General features: G+C 67.1%; 10 protein-coding genes. 8 read left to right on the top strand and 2 right to left on the bottom strand.

Annotation, left to right across the window (positions count from 1 at the left end; genetic code table 11):
• Positions 1-134 precede the first annotated feature (134 nt).
• Positions 135-1,190, top strand: a complete 1,056-nt coding sequence (locus tag M1203_RS27415) for an aldo/keto reductase (protein ID WP_249952475.1) — start codon at positions 135-137, stop codon at positions 1,188-1,190.
• A gap of 71 nt (positions 1,191-1,261) precedes the next feature.
• On the opposite strand, the gene M1203_RS27410 is transcribed toward M1203_RS27415, so the two are convergent.
• Positions 1,262-2,317 carry an alpha-L-fucosidase gene (locus M1203_RS27410; protein WP_249952474.1) on the bottom strand — a complete coding sequence of 352 codons (1,056 nt, stop codon included), beginning with the start codon at positions 2,315-2,317 and terminating at the stop codon, positions 1,262-1,264.
• 978 nt (positions 2,318-3,295) lie between these two features.
• Here M1203_RS27410 and M1203_RS27405 point away from each other — a divergent pair.
• On the top strand, positions 3,296-5,515 hold the full coding sequence (locus M1203_RS27405; protein WP_249952473.1) for an alpha-L-fucosidase: 2,220 nt from the start codon (positions 3,296-3,298) through the stop codon (positions 5,513-5,515).
• 63 nt (positions 5,516-5,578) lie between these two features.
• Complete coding sequence (locus M1203_RS27400; protein ID WP_249952472.1) at positions 5,579-7,807, top strand: alpha-L-fucosidase; 2,229 nt, start codon at positions 5,579-5,581, stop codon at positions 7,805-7,807.
• Between the two features lie 110 nt (positions 7,808-7,917).
• Here the strand turns inward: M1203_RS27400 and M1203_RS27395 are convergent, their stop codons facing one another.
• Positions 7,918-9,183 carry an ROK family transcriptional regulator gene (locus M1203_RS27395; RefSeq protein WP_249952471.1) on the bottom strand — a complete coding sequence of 422 codons (1,266 nt, stop codon included), beginning with the start codon at positions 9,181-9,183 and terminating at the stop codon, positions 7,918-7,920.
• 206 nt (positions 9,184-9,389) lie between these two features.
• Between M1203_RS27395 and M1203_RS27390 the strand changes: the two genes are divergently transcribed.
• Genes M1203_RS27390 through M1203_RS27370 form a run of 5 tightly spaced genes read left to right on the top strand, consistent with a single transcriptional unit; the run spans position 9,390 to position 15,512 of the window.
• Positions 9,390-10,742: an ABC transporter substrate-binding protein gene (locus M1203_RS27390; protein ID WP_249952470.1), complete on the top strand. Its 1,353-nt coding sequence runs from the start codon at positions 9,390-9,392 to the stop codon at positions 10,740-10,742.
• Positions 10,743-10,748: 6 nt separating this feature from the next.
• Positions 10,749-11,699: a carbohydrate ABC transporter permease gene (locus tag M1203_RS27385; RefSeq protein ID WP_249952469.1), complete on the top strand. Its 951-nt coding sequence runs from the start codon at positions 10,749-10,751 to the stop codon at positions 11,697-11,699.
• An 8-nt stretch (positions 11,700-11,707) separates the two neighbouring features.
• A complete protein-coding gene (locus M1203_RS27380) occupies positions 11,708-12,661 on the top strand; it encodes a carbohydrate ABC transporter permease (RefSeq protein ID WP_249952468.1) in 954 nt (317 codons plus the stop codon).
• Positions 12,662-12,720: 59 nt separating this feature from the next.
• The gene (locus tag M1203_RS27375; protein WP_249952467.1) at positions 12,721-14,646 is read left to right on the top strand and encodes a hypothetical protein; all 1,926 of its coding nucleotides are present in this window, start codon (positions 12,721-12,723) and stop codon (positions 14,644-14,646) included.
• Positions 14,647-14,654: 8 nt separating this feature from the next.
• Positions 14,655-15,512 (top strand): family 16 glycosylhydrolase, encoded by an 858-nt coding sequence (locus M1203_RS27370; RefSeq protein ID WP_249952466.1) that lies wholly within the window; start codon positions 14,655-14,657, stop codon positions 15,510-15,512.
• Positions 15,513-15,514: the final 2 nt, after the last annotated feature.

The following is a 15,514-nucleotide window of genomic DNA, read 5'->3' as shown; positions in this document are numbered from 1 at the left end:
CACGCCCCGGAAACATGGCCGGCTCCCACGCTCGCCATCGGGCTTGCCATCGAGCGCACTCCAACTCCTAGGATGCGCCGCACTACGGTCTTCCGCAGTGCGCCAAGCACAGCCCGACAGCGAGGAAACACACGATGCGTTACCGCACACTCGGCCGCACCGGCATCGAAGTGAGCACATACTGCCTGGGCACGATGATGTTCGGCGCGGTCGGCAACCCCGATCACGAGGACAGCGCCCGGATCATCCACGCCGCCATGGACGCGGGCGTCAACTTCGTCGACACGGCGGACATGTACTCGGCCGGTGAGTCCGAGGTCATCGTCGGAAAGGCGCTGCGGGCGTCCGGCCGGCGGGATGATGTCGTACTCGCGACGAAGGTCCACTTCCAGATGGGCGAGGGAAGGAACCGGAGCGGGAACTCCCGCCGCTGGATCACCCAGGCCGTGGAGGCGAGTCTGCGGCGACTCGACACCGACTGGATCGACCTCTACCAGGTGCACCGCCCGGACCACACCACGGATATCGAGGAGACACTCGGGGTCCTCGGCGACCTCGTGCAGGCAGGCAAGATCAGGGCGTTCGGGTCATCGACGTTCCCCGCCGAGGAGATCGCGGAGGCGCAGCACGTGGCGGAGCGACGCGGCCTCCAGCGCTTCCGGACGGAGCAGCCCCCGTACTCGGTCCTCGCACGCGGCGTGGAGACATCGGTACTGCCGACGGCTCGGCGGTACGGCATGGGGGTGCTGACGTGGAGTCCGCTCGCCTCCGGCTTCCTGAGCGGCCGCTACCGGACGGGGCAACCGGTCGATCTCACCTCCGGCCGGGCGCAGTTGAACCCCGCCCGCTTCGACCCGTCCATCCCGGAGAACATCACCAAGCTGGAGGCCGCCGACAAGCTCGCCGAACTGGCCGCGGACATCGGCTGCACCCTCCCGGAGCTGGCTGTCGCCTTCCCGCTCGCCCATCCCGCCGTCACCTCGGTCATCATCGGCCCACGCACGGCGGAACAGTGGGAGGCCCTGCTGAAGGGAGCGCCGGTGGTCCTGGACGACTCGGTCCTCGACCGCATCGACGAGATCGTCCCGCCCGGCAGGAACCTCTACCACCCGGACGGCGCCTGGCAGGCACCCTCCCTGACGGACACGAGCCTGCGCCGCCGACCGACGGACGAGCGGGCCGCGTCGTGACATCTCCGCCCTCCAGGCGGGACCAAAGGTGTGCGCTCAATGGATGGGCCGGTCCGTAGGGTTCCGGATGGTCATGCCCGGGGCATCAGATCGGCCAGGTCCAGGACCCGCCCGTCACGGGTGCGGATGCTCTCGGGCTCCGGCCCCGGGCCGGCGCCGTACACGGCGTCGCCGTGCGTTTCCAGCCAACGGCCGATCTCGCGCAGCCGCTCCCGTGCCGGGGCGGGTATGTCGCCGGACTGGGTCGGGCCGACATTCAGCAGCAAGTTGGAGTCGGCGGCCACACAGCGCAGCAGTGTGGCGATGAGCCGGTCCGGCTCCTTGTAGGCCGTGTCGTGCGGTACGTAGCCCCAACTGTGGTTCATCGTCAGGCAGGTCTCGCGCGGCACCGCGAGCGCCGCGCCGGGGTTGAGGCCCGAGGTGTTCTCACCGGGGAGATCGTTCTCGAAGCCCTGGACATCCTCACCGGGCTGCAGGCCGTCCTTGCGGTTGTTGAGGAGCACGGCGTCCGGCTGGAGGCGGTGGATGAGGTCGTACAGCTCGGGATAGCGCCACTCCTGGTCGGTGGTGAACCAGCCGGGGTGTTCCCCTGACACGGGCGAGTTGGGCCAGTCGCCGTCGAACCAGATCTGCGCGACCTCCCCGTACTGCGTGCACACCTCCTCGACCTGCCCGAAGAGGAAGGCGAGGTAGTCCTCCCAGCGGGAGGTGTCGAGGTAGCCGGGATGGTGCCAGTCCACCAGGGAGACGTAGAAGCCCAGCTTGACGCTGCCCGACTCCCGGCAGGCGTCGGCGAGTTCGGCGATCGGGTCGCGCCGGAACGGGGAGCGGGTGATCTTGAAGTCGGAGAGCTTGGTGTCGTACATGGAGAAGCCGTCGTGATGGCGGCTGGTGATGGTGAGGTAGCGCTGGCCCGCCGCCTCGGCGAGGGCCACGAGTTCTTTGGCGTCGAAGACGGCGGGGTTGAACAGCTTGGCCAGCGGTGCGTACTCGGCCGCCGGGATACGGGCGATGACCTGCTCCCACTCGCCTCGGCCGATCATCGAGTACAGGCCCCAGTGGACGAACATGCCGAACCGGTCATCGCGGTACCGGTCGAGACCTTGGGTACTTGACTGCAGGGTCATGGGCTCATCTCCGCGACGTTTCCGGGAAGGTCGGTGGTCTGAGTTTCGACGGCTGTGGGGTTTCGGCAGCGGCCGAGGCGCACCGTGGCCGGTAGTCGGTACCCGCGCCGTCGGGCCCGAGTCGGACCACTGCGGATGAGGGCATGGACGACGTCAGTGGTCGGGTGATGACGGCCGGATGCTGTTGCACCATCAGCTTGGGCGAGCGCGGCCCTCAAATTCAACCCCTTCCCGGTTGTCCGGACAGATCGGCGACCTCGTCGTCGTATCCCACCACCGAGAAGTCCTCGGGCACTCGCAGTCCCCGCCGCAGCGCGGCGCCACCAGTAGAGCGGCCTCGCGGTCGGCGAAGCAGAGCGCGGCGGTCCCGTCCGCGTCGAGTCCCGCGTCGGTGAGTGCCGCATGGAACCCGGTGCCCACCGCCTCCGCGGTGAACGGGCTGTGCCGTTCGAGGTACCCGATGCGCCGATGGCCCAGCGAGACCAAGTGGCGGACGGCGACGTACGTACCCGAGCCCTGTCGCCGGTAGATCAGACCGTCGGCGCTCCCCGCGTGGGACCTTCGACACTGGCTGCCGCGGATCGACCACCGGCCCCCCTCAGATCTTGCGCGCCAGCGTATACCTGGATACGGATTCGTTCGACTGAACGGCCGGTCCGTGGGCGGCGGCTGTTCTTGGTGTCGTCCTTGCGGGACCTCAATATGTACAAACTTCGATCGAAGTCTTGTCGGCGGCCTTCGCTGCTCCTACTCTCTCCCAACAGGTCCGATCTATAGAGGATGGGGCGAGCGTCAATCCGCTTGAGTCCCTGAGTCGGTAGGGGCGGGCTGTCAACGAGTCGCGCATACATCGGATGACCAGCCGAGAGTTCCGTCATCGTTCACGGGGAGCGGGGCTTGCGGGGACCCACCTCGGCGCCCTGAGTCCATGACAGCGAAAGCAGAGGACCACAGATGAGGAAGAAGAAGCAGCGAACAGTGAGTGCTGTGGCAGTGGTGGCCGCGGTGGCCGCTCTCGCGATCGAGGTGGGCCCAGTGGCCGCCGCTCCGGCGCCGGGACCGGAGGCCAGAAGTGACGACTACGAGCCGACACCGGAGTCGCTGAAGAAGCACACGTCGCCGCAGTGGTTCGACGACGCGAAGCTGGGCTTCTTCGTCCACTGGGGCCCTTACTCCGTGCCGGCCTGGGCGCCCAAGAAGTCGTACGCGGAGTGGTACTGGCAGAGCATGAACAGCAAGGGCAGTGCCACGTACGAGCACCATCGCACGCAATTCGGCGAGGAGTTCGACTACGACCGGTTCGTCGAGCAGTGGAAGCCCGACAAGTTCGACCCCGAGGAGTGGCTGAAGCTTTTCGAGGAAGGCGGTGCCAAGTACTTCAACCTGGTGTCCAAGCACCATGACGGCGTGGCGCTGTGGGATACGAAGACCACCGACCGCTCGACCATGGAGATGGGTCCGCACCGTGACCTCGTCAAGGAACTCTTCGACGCGGCCGAGGACTCGCCCCTGAAGAGAGGCCTCTACTACTCGATGCCCGAGTGGTTCCACCCCGCCGGGGGATGGACGCGCAACGGGCCCGTCAACCCCTACACCGGCAAGGACATCCCGTACACGGGCTACAAGCCGGTGAAGGACTATGTGATGGACCATCAGTACCCGCAGATGATGGAGCTGGTGGACGAGTTCGACCCGGACATCGTCTGGTGCGACATCGGCGGCAGGAACAACAGCAACGAGTTCATGGCGCACTACTTCAATCAGGCCAAGAACCGTCCCCACCCCAAGGAAGTGACGGTCAACAACCGCTGTGGCAACGGAATCTCGGACTTCACCACGCCCGAGTACACCGTCGAGCCGGATATCAACCCGGCCAAGTGGGAGGCCACGCGCGGCATCGGCCGCTCCTTCGGCTACAACCAGCAGGAAGGCGTCGCCGACTATCTGACGTCGGACGAACTTATCGACAGCTTCACCGACATCGTCAGCAAGAACGGCAATCTGCTGCTCAACATCGGCCCCAAGGCGGACGGTTCCATCCCGGACACGCAGGCCGAGCGCGTACGTGATCTGGGGGCCTGGCTGAAGATCAATGGTGAGGCGATCTACGGGACGACATACTGGAACCACGCCGAGGACCGGCGCGCCAACGTCCCGGTGCGGTACTCCGTCAAGGGCGAAGCGCTCTACGCCACCGCCCTGAAGTGGCCGGGGGAGAAGCTCACTCTCACCGACGATCTTCCGCTCGCCGACAACAGCACCATCAAGCTTCTCGGCTCGGACGGCGCCGCACTGCCCTTCGAGCGCGCCGACGGCACGGTGGACATCACGATGCCGGCCGAGGGCGAGTCGGCGACGCGGAGCCGGCATGCCTTCACCTTCAAGATCACCACACCGGGCGTGCGACAGATCCTCCGCACCGACCTGCGGCTGCCCGCCGGCCAGGGTCCGGGCGAGCCGTTTCTCGCCAAGGCCGGAGTGCCCTTCACGGTAGGCGTCAAGGTCACCAATCCCTCCGGACGGCGGGCCCCGGCCGGACGCGTCACCCTCGATGTGCCGCAGGGCTGGACGGTGCGGGAGGAGGAAACGCACATCGGCCCACTGCCCGCGCACAGTTCGAAGACCGTCGAGGTCACCGTAACCGCTCCGCGAGACGTGGTGCCCGCCCGCTACACCGTCACCACCGCGACAACATTCGGCCGCGCCCACTACACGGCCTCGCAGCAACTGTGGGCGGGGGTCACCTCCATCGACAACGTCGCCAAGGGCACGCGGGCCACGCAGAAGAGCACCCGGCTGGACGCTGTCGCGGCGCGGGCCGTCGACGGGAACACCAAAGGCCAGTTCTTCGAGGGATCGGTCACCCACACGCTGGAGCCCGAGTCGGAAGCCTGGTGGCAGACCGACCTCGGCGGCAGCAGGAGTATCAGTGACATCGCGCTGTGGAACCGTTCCGACTGCTGCTCCGAACGCCTCTCCAACTACTACGTGTTCGTCTCCGACACTCCCTTCACCGGTTCGTCGGTCAAGGACACCCTCGCCCAGCCGGGTGTGAAGGCGTACTACCAGCAGGACCCCGGGGGCAGCCCGACCCGGATCCCCGTCGACACCACAGGACGCCATGTGCGTGTCCAGCTCACGTCCGCCAGTGACGCGCTCTCGCTGGCGGAGGTCCAGGTCTTCAGCCCGCGGACGTGACGCGGTTGCTTCCGTGGGACGCACTTCGTATTGGCCAGCAGAAAGAGAGAGATGAAATCAGCGATGCGCACGAGATGGTGGGCGGGGCTGGGTGTCCTCGGCGTCCTGGCCGCCACGGTACCGAACCTGAGTCCTGTGGCAACGGCCCAGGAGAAGACAGGGCCAACGGAGTCGTCCGTGGGCGACTACGAGCCGACGCCCGAGTCCCTGCGGCAGCACAAGTCCCCGCGGTGGTTCGACGATGCCAAGCTGGGCTTCTTCATCCACTGGGGTCCTTACTCCGTGCCGGCCTACGCTCCGAACAAGCACGGCCAGGCGTCGTACGCGGAGCACTACGTCCGGCTCATGAACTCGGTCGGCAGCGAGACGTACAACCGCCACCGGCAGGTCTACGGAGAGGATTTTCCCTACGACCGGTTCATCGAGGATTGGAAGCCCGTGAATTTCAAGCCGCGGGAGTGGCTGAAGCTCTTCGAGGAGGGCGGCGGGAAGTACTTCGACCTCGTCACCAAGCACCATGACGGTGTGGCGCTGTGGGATACGAAGACCACCGACCGTTCCACGGTGGCGCACGGCCCACGCCGCGACCTCGTCAAGGAGCTGATGGATGCCGCCAAGGACTCGCCGCTCAAGAGGGGCCTCTACTACTCGATGATCGAGTGGTACCACCCCGTGGGGGGCCAGCTGCGCAAGGGGATGGTGAACCCGTACACGGGCAAGGACATCCCGTACACCGGATACAGGTCCGTCAACGACTATGTGATGGATCATCAGTATCCGCAGATGAAGGAACTGGTCGAGGAGTTCGACCCCGACATCATCTGGTGCGACAGCAATGGGCCCAACAACGCCAACCAGTTCATGGCCGAGTTCTACAACCAGGCCAAGAACCGCCCGCACCCCAAGGATGTCGCGGTCAACGACCGGTGCGGCAACTGGATCGGTGACTTCGACACCCCCGAGTACACCGTCGAGCCCGACATCAATCCGGAGAAGTGGGAGGCCACCCGCGGCCTGGGCGGATCGTTCGGCTACAACGCGGAGGAGCGGTCCGAGGACCTGCTCTCCTCCGACGAACTCATCGACAGCTTCACGGACATCGTCAGCAAGAACGGCAATCTGCTCCTCAATCTGGGCCCCAAGGCAGACGGTTCCATCCCGGAGATGCAAGCGGAGCGTGTGCGCGACCTGGGAGCCTGGCTGAAGATCAACGGCGAGGCGATCTACGGGACGACGTACTGGAACCACGCCGAGGACGGCAACAGCGACGTTCCTGTCCGCTACACCATGAAGAACGGCGCCCTGTACGCCACCGCCCTGAAGTGGCCGGGGGAGAAGCTCACTCTCTCCGGTGATCTGCCGCTCGCCGACAACAGCTCCGTGAAGCTCCTTGGCTCGGACGGTTCCCATCTGCCGTTCGTGCGGGCGGACGGGAAGGTGAGCATCACGATGCCCGCCGAGGGCGAGTCGGCGACGCGGAGCCGGCATGCCTACACCTTCAAGATCACCACCCCGGGCATCACGCAGCTCCAGCGGACGAAACTGTCGCTGCCCGCCGCCGAGACCGGTGAGCCCGTCACCGCGAGCGTGACCGTGACCAACCCCTTCGACCGGCCCGCGCCGGACGGACGGATCACCCTCGACGTGCCGGACGGATGGTCGGTGAAGCCGGACAAGGCAGTCGTGGACGAGCTGGCGCCGCATGCCTCACAGACGGTCGAGTTCACCGTGCTGGCACCTCAGGGGGTCGACCCGAAGCGGTACCGGTTCACCGCGAAGTCCGCGTTCGGGAAGGCTCGCTACGAGACCTCCCAGATCATGTGGGGCGGGGTCGACCACTTCGAGAACGTCGCCAGGGCAACGCTCGCGACGCAGAAGAGTGATGGGTACGGAGGCGTGGCCGCACGGGCCGTCGACGGCGACACGGACGGCGTGTGGGGGCGGGGCTCGGTTACGCACACCAAGGAACCGGAGTCGGAAGCCTGGTGGCAGACCGACCTCGGAAGTAGCCGCGACATCGCCGACATCGCCGTGTGGAACCGTACGGACTGCTGTGGCGACCGGCTGAGCGACTACTGGGTGTTCGTCTCCGATGCCCCCCTTACCAGCGAGTCGGTCGCGGGGACGCTGGCCCAGCCGGGTGTGAAGGCCTTCTTCCAGGAGAAGGGGGCCGGCAGGCCGGCCCGTATCCCAGCCGACACGAAGGGACGCTTCGTGAGGGTTCAACTCACGTCCGCCTCGGCTCCGTTGTCGCTGGCGGAAGTGGAGGTCCTGTCGGCAGTCCGCAGGTGACGGAGCGGTGTGCCTGTGGTGCCCGGACCGGTCGACCGGGTGGTCGGGGCATCACAGGCAGGGGACCGTCCATACGGCGGGTGGCGGGCGCCGCGGGTGACGGGCGCCGGTCAGCGGCCGGCCGGAGCGTCGACGCGTGTCGGGTCCTGGAAGACGGCGCCGAGCGCGAACCGGGCCGCCCCGTACGCGGCGGCGGAGAAGCCGAGCCGGGACCGGGTGACCTCGATGTGTGGGAAGACACTGAGCATCATGCGGCTCTCAAGACGTTCCTCGACCGCCGGGACGAAGTAGTCGCCGAAGTAGGCGAAATAGCCGCCCAGGGCGATGACCTGGGGGTTCAGGATGTCGGCGAGGATGCTGACGCCGTGGGCAAGGCTCTGGGCGATGTCGCCCAGGGCACCGAGCGTGCGCTCGTCGCCGTCCTGCGCCCGTCGCATCACGTCCGCCATCCGCTCCTCCAGATCGCGGGAGGCGTCGCGGACGGGGTCGCCGGCGTCGGCGACACGGCGCAGCAGCGCGCCCAGGCCGACCACGGTCTCCCAGCAGCCTGTGCGCCCGCAGGGGCACGGTTCGTCGGAGGGGCCGAGCGAGGCATGCCCGATCTCACCCGCGAGGCCCGCATGGCCGCGCAGCAGTCGGCCGTTGGTGATGACACCGCCGGCGACTCCGGACTCTCCGGTCAGCAGCAGCAGGTCGGTGACGTGCTGGTGCGCGAACTGGGCATGCTCGGCGACGGTGGAGAGCCGTGCGTCGTTGTCGACGTCCACCTCGAGCACGCCGGGGCCGAGCCGCTCACGCAGCCATGCCCTGACCGGTACATCACGCCAGCCGATGTTGGGAGCGAAGACGACGGTCCCTTCCCCGGCATCGACGACGCCGGGTGTCGCCAGACATATTCCGACAGGCCGGACACCGCGCGCCTGGACGGCCGCGAGCCCCTCGCGGATGACGTCCGCGACCGTGCCGAGGGCGGCTTCGGGGCTCTGTCCCCTGACGTCGAGGGCCACCCGGTCGCGGTGGATCTCCGTGCCCTGGAGATCGAGTGCGAGGACCCCGATGTAGTCGGCGTCGATCTCCAGGCCCAGGGCGCAGATGGCAGTGCCGTCGAGCCCGACGGTCTGGCCCGGCCGGCCCACGCCCTTGCTGCGGTCCGCCTCACCCTCTCGTACGAGACCGCGCTCGACCAGCTCGGCGATGAGGCTCGACACGGTGGCCTTGGGCAGGCCGCTCTCGGCGGCGATCCGGCTGCGCGAACGGGCTCCGTGGTCGCGCAGCAGTTGCAGGATCAGTCCCAGGTTGGTGCGCCGCACGGTGGCGACCTTGCTGGCGTCGATCGACACCGTGCCCGTGACCCTGTCGCCGCTCTTCATGTGCATCTGCATCCCCTCAGGACGGTTCGTTCTGCGATTCTGCCGCGCCTGCGGACTCGGCCTCCTCACCCCGGACGGATTGAGCGCATCAGGCCCATTGACATCCGACCTATTTAGTTCGCACACTGCTCGAACTAAGTTCGTTCAGACTTTAGTCGAACTGTGTTCCAGGTGCCAAGCCGCACTCCGATCGGTCCGTGAAGGTGATCACCATGTCATCCGTACTCCGCTCTCGCCGCATCACCGCACTGCTGTCGGGAGTGGGCGCCCTGTGCCTTCTCGCGGCGTGCACCACCGCCGGCTCCGGGCCGGGAGGTGGGAAGTCGGGCTCCACGCTCGTGTACTGGTCGATGTGGAAGGAGGGGGAGCCGCAGCAGAAGGTGCTGCGGGCGTCTCTCGACCAGTTCACCAAGGAGACCGGTATCAAGGTCCAGGTTCAGTGGGCGGGGCGTCAGGTCCTCCAGCAGGTCGTGCCACGGCTCAACTCGGGTAACCCGCCGGACCTCACCGACCAGGACGGCACTTCCCTCCACGCGGTGCTGGGCGAGGGCGCTCTCGGACTCCAGGACGTCTACGACGCGCAGATCACGGGGGAGACGCGGAAGGTCTCCGACATCATTCCCGCCTCGCTCGTCGCCTCGGCGAAGAAGGCGGACGGGCAGCCGATGCTGGTCCCGTACGAGGTCGTCGGCTCGACGCTCTGGTACAACGGCAAGCGGCACCCGGACCTCGTCGGCAAGGACCAGCTCGACTGGTCCGCCTTCACCGGCAAGCTGGACGGGCTGCGGCAGAAGGGCCGTACCCCCCTCGCCCTCGACGGCGACATCTCCGGGTACGACGCCTACTGGATGGTCTGGAGCGTGGTCCGGCACGGCGGTGTGGGACTGCTCAACAAGGCGTGTCAGGACAAGACGGGTGCCGCCTGGGACGACCCGGCGTTCCTGGCCGCCGCAGAAGACATCGGAGGTCTGGTCTCCAGGGGATACTTCCCCAAGGACTTCAACGCCACGAAGTTCCCCGCCCAGCAGACCGCCTGGGCGACCGGCACCGGCAAGACCGATCTGCTGCTGATGGGTACCTGGGCCCCGAGCGAGACCGGCGCCGCGCTGGAGAAGTCCGGCAAGGACGTCGGCTCCGTCATCGACTACCGGTCCATGCCCTACCCGACGGTCGACGGCGGCAAGGGCAACAACGCCACCCAGGCCGGTGTGATCGCCTTCGCGGTCCCCGCGAAGGCGCGCAACACCGAGGCCGCAAAGAAGTTCATCCGCTTCTTTCTCGCCAAGGACCGGATCGCGCGGATCAGTACCGAGGCCGACAACCTCACCCCGCGCTCGGACGTCCCCGCGCCCAGCGCCCTCAGTGACTTCGCCAAGGAGTACGCGGCCCAGGGACGTCAGTTCTTCCAGCCCAACGACGACTGCGGCTCGGTCGCCGCGCAGTGGGTCACCGACGTGTGGGAGCCCACCGTCGTCGACTACTTCAACGGCAGGATCGAGGGCGCCGACAACTTCGTGAAGACCGTCAAGGACAAGAGCGTCGCCCACCACAAGAACAAGGGCTGACCGGTGATGTCCGCCCCTGCCGTGCCGACGCGCGCGCGACGGCGGTCGCACGGCCGTGACGACGGTGCGTTCAGCCGCCAGCAGCGCCGTATCTTCCCGCCGTTCGTCCTGCCGGCCCTGTCCGTCTACCTTGCCCTGTTCGTCGCGCCCGCCACCGTCGGCTTCTACGTCAGCTTCCAACGCTGGCGCGGTACGGGGGACGAGATGCGGCCGGCGGGCTTCGACAACTACCGGCGTCTGCTCCACGACGATGTCTTCAGGACCGCCTTCGCGAACACCCTCAAGATCGTCTTTCTGTGCGGCATAGGCATCTTCGTCCTCGCCTTCGCCGTCACAGTCCTTCTCCGGCACACAAGGGGCAGGAAGACGCTCAGGACCCTGCTCTTCTTCCCGCACATCATCTCGCCGATCGCCATCGGCGTGGCCCTCGGCCTCCTTCTCGCACCGGACGGTTTCGTCAACGCCGTGCTGCGCTCCGCCGGGCTCGGCGCCCTCGCGACGAACTGGCTGAGCCCTGAGAACATCTTCCGCACCATCATGGCCGGTATCGTCTGGGTCACCACCGGCTTCTACGTGATCCTGCTCATGGCCGGGGTGGACCGCATCCCGCCGTACTTCTACGAGGACAGCGAGCTGGCCGGCGCCAACGAGTTCCAGAAGTTCCGGTACGTCACACTGCCGCTCACCTGGGACGTCGTCTCGGTCGCCGCGGTCCTGTGGGTGATCAACTCGATCAAGATCTTCGAGTTCGTCTATGCCTTCACCGGGACGGGCGACGCACCCCCGGTAAGCTCCCGGACCCTGACCATCCAGCAGTTCCTCGTCTCCACCGGCGGCCGCAACCCGTCGTACGAGCTGGGCTACGCCTGCGCCATGGGCGTGGTGATGGTCGTCCTCATCGTGCTGCTGGTGACCCTGCTGCGCCGGGCCATGCGCCGCGACGCGATCGAGTTCTGAGGGATGTCATGACCATAAACCTTCCGGACCGGCCGGTCATCGACTCCGAGGACGTGGCGGCACGCGCCACGCCTCCCCCGTCCGGGCCCACCCGCTCCCGGCGCGTCCGCCGCTCCTCGGGCCCGTTCCGAATCCTCGGCGTCCCCCTCACCTGGATCTGGGCGTGCTTCAACGTCTTCCTGCTCCTCTGGGTCATCCTGACCGCCTTCAGGAACGGCTCGGGAATCTTCACCGACCCCTTCCAACTGCCGCGTTCGCTCGACCCGAAGAACTTCACCGACGCGTGGAACGCCTCCGACCTCGGCAGCGGATTCATGAACTCCGTCATTGTCGTCGCCGTCTCGTCGCTGACCGTCATCGCACTGAGCGCGCCGGCCGCCTACGTCCTGTCACGCGGCAAGCGACGTTCCGGCGAACTGATCACCATGGCCTTCGTGGCCGGCATGGGCATCCCGATGCAGGCCGTCATCATTCCGGTGTTCGTGTGGATGCAGAACATCAGCACCTACATGTACGACACCTTCGGCTGGTGGGACGAGCGCATCAGCCTGTACCTCGTGTACGTCGCCTCATCGCTGCCCTTCACCGTCTACCTGCTCACCGGATTCTTCCGGTCGCTGCCGCGGGAACTGGAGGAGGCCGCGGCCCTCGACGGCTGCTCCAGCATTCGCACCTTCCGCGTGGTGATGCTCCCGCTGGCCCGACCCGGCATCGTCACCGCACTGATCCTGCTGGTCATCTCGCTGTGGAACGAGACGCTCCTGGCCCTGGTCCTCATCACCGAGACCGAGAAGTACACGCTGCCCCAGGCGCTGCTCGGCCTCTACGGAACCATGCAGTACACCTCGAACTGGGGCGGTCTGTTCGCGGGGATCGTCATCGTCGTGCTGCCGATCATCGCCGTCTACATCTGGCTCGGCCGACGCATCGTCGAGGGTCTGACCCTCGGCATCGGCAAGTAGCTCCCACCACCCCGGCCAACCAATCCCCGTTCCTCCTCCAGAAGTTGGAGTCATCAATCATGTCGAACCCCCTGTCCCGCAGAACCCTGTTCGCAGGTGGAGCCTCGATCGGCGCGGCCGGCCTCCTGGGCACCGGCGTCCTCTCCGCCCCCGCCCACGCGAGCCCTGCGGCGCGGGCCGCCCTGCTCGCCGACACCACACCCCATGTCGTCTTCACGACGTCGTTCGAGAACTCCGACCCCGAGTGGCTGAACGGTTTCACCTCCTACGACCGGGCCGTGCACCGTGAAGGCGGCCAGTCGCTGCGCTACACCCGCCCGGACGACTCGACGTACGTCTTCGCCGCGAAGAGGATCCCGCGCGCGGCTGACGACTACGTGCCGGTCACCGTGTCCGCCTGGGTGAAGACGGAGGGCCTGAAGAACGGCGGTGCCTCCATCGCCATGGAGTGGTACGCCGAGGACGGCTGTTATCTCGGCGGCGGGTACACCGGCGCCACGACCTCCGCCGACTGGGTCGAGCTCACCTGCGGACCGCAGACGGCACCCGCCGGGGCCGCCTACATGAAGGCGATCTTCTACCTTCAGCGTCAGACCACCGGCTCCGCCTGGATCGACGACATGGTCGTCACGCGGCACGAGCCCAAGCTGCTGCGCGCCACGCTCGCCGCGCCCGCCTACCGCGGACTGCTCATCCCCGGAGAGCACCGTGAGATCGACCTGCGCCTCGGCCTCCACCCGCCCACCGGCGCGAAGGCCTCCCACTACAAGGTCAACGTCGAACTGACCGACGCCGACGGCCGGACGGTGCACAGCCGTTCCTGCTCCGGGGCCTCCCGGCTGACCTACACCCGACCCGTCGCAACGCTTCCTCACGGGACGTACGAACTGCGCGTCAGCGCGACCGACCCGGACGGCCGGACGGTCGAGGACACCACGATCGCTCTGCGGAAACTGCGCGACACCGAGGTGCCGTCCACCTACTTCGACGCGCTGGGGCGCACCCGGCACAACGGTGAGTTGTTCTTTCCGCTGGGCGCCTACAACGGGCCGACGACCTCGAAGAACCTGGAGGATCTGGAGTACGCGTCGTTCAACACCGTCCTCTCGTACCACGTGCCGACCGCCCCGATTCTCGACGAGACGCACCGGCGCGGCATGAAGACCCTCTTCACCCACCGCAACGCGGACGCGTCCGAGGTGCTCACGTACAAGAGCCACCCCTCGCTGCTCGGCTGGTACATCAACGACGAGACCCCTCCCGACACGGAAGGGCCTGTCGTACGGCCCCGCTATGCCTCGGTCGTCGACAACGACTTCGACCATCCGGCGTACTCCGTCGACTACCGTGTCTGGCCCGGGGACCTCACCCAGGAGGTCACCGACGCCTTCGGCACCGACAACTACCCGATCAAGGGGCAGCCGACAGACGGTCCCGGTCACGTCTACACCTCGACGGCCGCAGCGGTGGCCGAGCGGCCGAACGGCGCGGTCTGGACCGTGATACAGCTGCACAATCTCGGCAACTACCGCCACTTCGGGGTGCGCGCGCCGAACCTCGCCGAGGTCCGCGGCATGTCCTGGCAGGCCGTGGTCGCCGGGGCGTACGGGCTGGTCTACTACTCCCGGTTCGACATGGAGCGCGACGCCGCGGGCGAGTCGTACCAGACGCTGCTCGACCGTGCCAAGGCCGTGGTCTCGCAGATCAGCACACTGTCCCCGGTCATTCTGTCCGCCGGCCGGGCCGAGTCCGTGAAGAGCGCCCACAGCGACAGCCTCCGGTGGACGACCCGCAGCCACGAGGGCCGCGACTACCTTTTCGTGGTCAACCTCTCGCGGGAACCGCGGACGCTCTCCTTCACGGCACCTCGCCACGACAGGGCGGACGTTCTCTTCGAGGGACGCGCACTCGTCAAGAAGGGCGGCCACTTCAGGGACCGGCTCGAAGGACTCGGTGTGGGCCTCTACCAGCTCTCCCAGGGATGAGGTGAACCATGTCCGACCACAGCATCCGCGTCGTTCTGTCTCTGCTCGGTCTGACCTGCGCCGCCCTGCTGGCCGCGCCCTCCGTCGGCGCTGCTCCCCGCGCGTCGATGGTCGACACGCAGACCCCCCGCAACGCGAAGCCACTGGTCCCGGGCAAGGCCAAGGCCCTGGTGTTCAGCGACGAGTTCAACGGCTCGTCGCTCGACCGCGGGAAGTGGACGGCACGCGACTGGCCCCGCTCCGGCACGGTCCCTCCCGACACCTGGAGTTACGACCCGGCCAATGTCGCCCCCGACGGCGCGGGCGACCTGGAGATCAAGGTTCGCAACCCCGCAGCGAACACGTACACAGGCGGCCTCATCGACAGCAACGGCAAGTTCGACTACACGTACGGAACACTTGAGGCACGCGTCAGGTTCCCACCCACCAACGGACACCTGGGGGCCGTATGGGTCCTGCCGACCGCGGGGCTGTCGCCCGGCGGTGTGTACGACGGCACGGCACGTGACGGCGCGGAGATGGACATCGTCGAGACCAACTTCCAGGCCGACCGATACTCGGTCTCCCTGCACTGGGACAGCTTCAGTGCCCCTCAGCACCAGCAGTCGTCAACGGTCGCCACAGCACAGGGAGTCCATTCCGGCTACCACACCGTCGGTCTCAACTGGACACCGTCGAAGCTGGAGTTCACCTACGACGGCACCGTTGTGCGCACCGTCGACGACCCGAAACTGATCAGCCAGGTGAAGGAATACCCGCTGCTCTCGCACGAGGTCCTCGACCAGTGGGCGGACGGGTCCATCCACGACGAGGTGTTCGACTCGTCCTCCAGTTTCTATGTGGACTACATCCGCGTCTGGCAGTGAGA

This window comes from Streptomyces sp. 35G-GA-8 (genome assembly GCF_023534745.1).
GTDB lineage: Bacteria > Actinomycetota > Actinomycetes > Streptomycetales > Streptomycetaceae > Streptomyces.
This window is presented reverse-complemented; position numbering and strand designations above follow the sequence as displayed.

What these genes read in the sequence shown, in the direction of transcription:
- M1203_RS27415 (WP_249952475.1), top strand. Translation starts at nt 135, where the DNA reads ATGCGTTACCGCACACTCGGCCGCACCGGCATCGAAGTGAGCACATAC.
- M1203_RS27410 (WP_249952474.1), bottom strand. Translation starts at nt 2,317, where the DNA reads ATGACCCTGCAGTCAAGTACCCAAGGTCTCGACCGGTACCGCGATGAC.
- M1203_RS27400 (WP_249952472.1), top strand. Translation starts at nt 5,579, where the DNA reads ATGCGCACGAGATGGTGGGCGGGGCTGGGTGTCCTCGGCGTCCTGGCC.
- M1203_RS27395 (WP_249952471.1), bottom strand. Translation starts at nt 9,183, where the DNA reads ATGCACATGAAGAGCGGCGACAGGGTCACGGGCACGGTGTCGATCGAC.
- M1203_RS27390 (WP_249952470.1), top strand. Translation starts at nt 9,390, where the DNA reads ATGTCATCCGTACTCCGCTCTCGCCGCATCACCGCACTGCTGTCGGGA.
- M1203_RS27385 (WP_249952469.1), top strand. Translation starts at nt 10,749, where the DNA reads ATGTCCGCCCCTGCCGTGCCGACGCGCGCGCGACGGCGGTCGCACGGC.
- M1203_RS27380 (WP_249952468.1), top strand. Translation starts at nt 11,708, where the DNA reads ATGACCATAAACCTTCCGGACCGGCCGGTCATCGACTCCGAGGACGTG.
- M1203_RS27375 (WP_249952467.1), top strand. Translation starts at nt 12,721, where the DNA reads ATGTCGAACCCCCTGTCCCGCAGAACCCTGTTCGCAGGTGGAGCCTCG.
- M1203_RS27370 (WP_249952466.1), top strand. Translation starts at nt 14,655, where the DNA reads ATGTCCGACCACAGCATCCGCGTCGTTCTGTCTCTGCTCGGTCTGACC.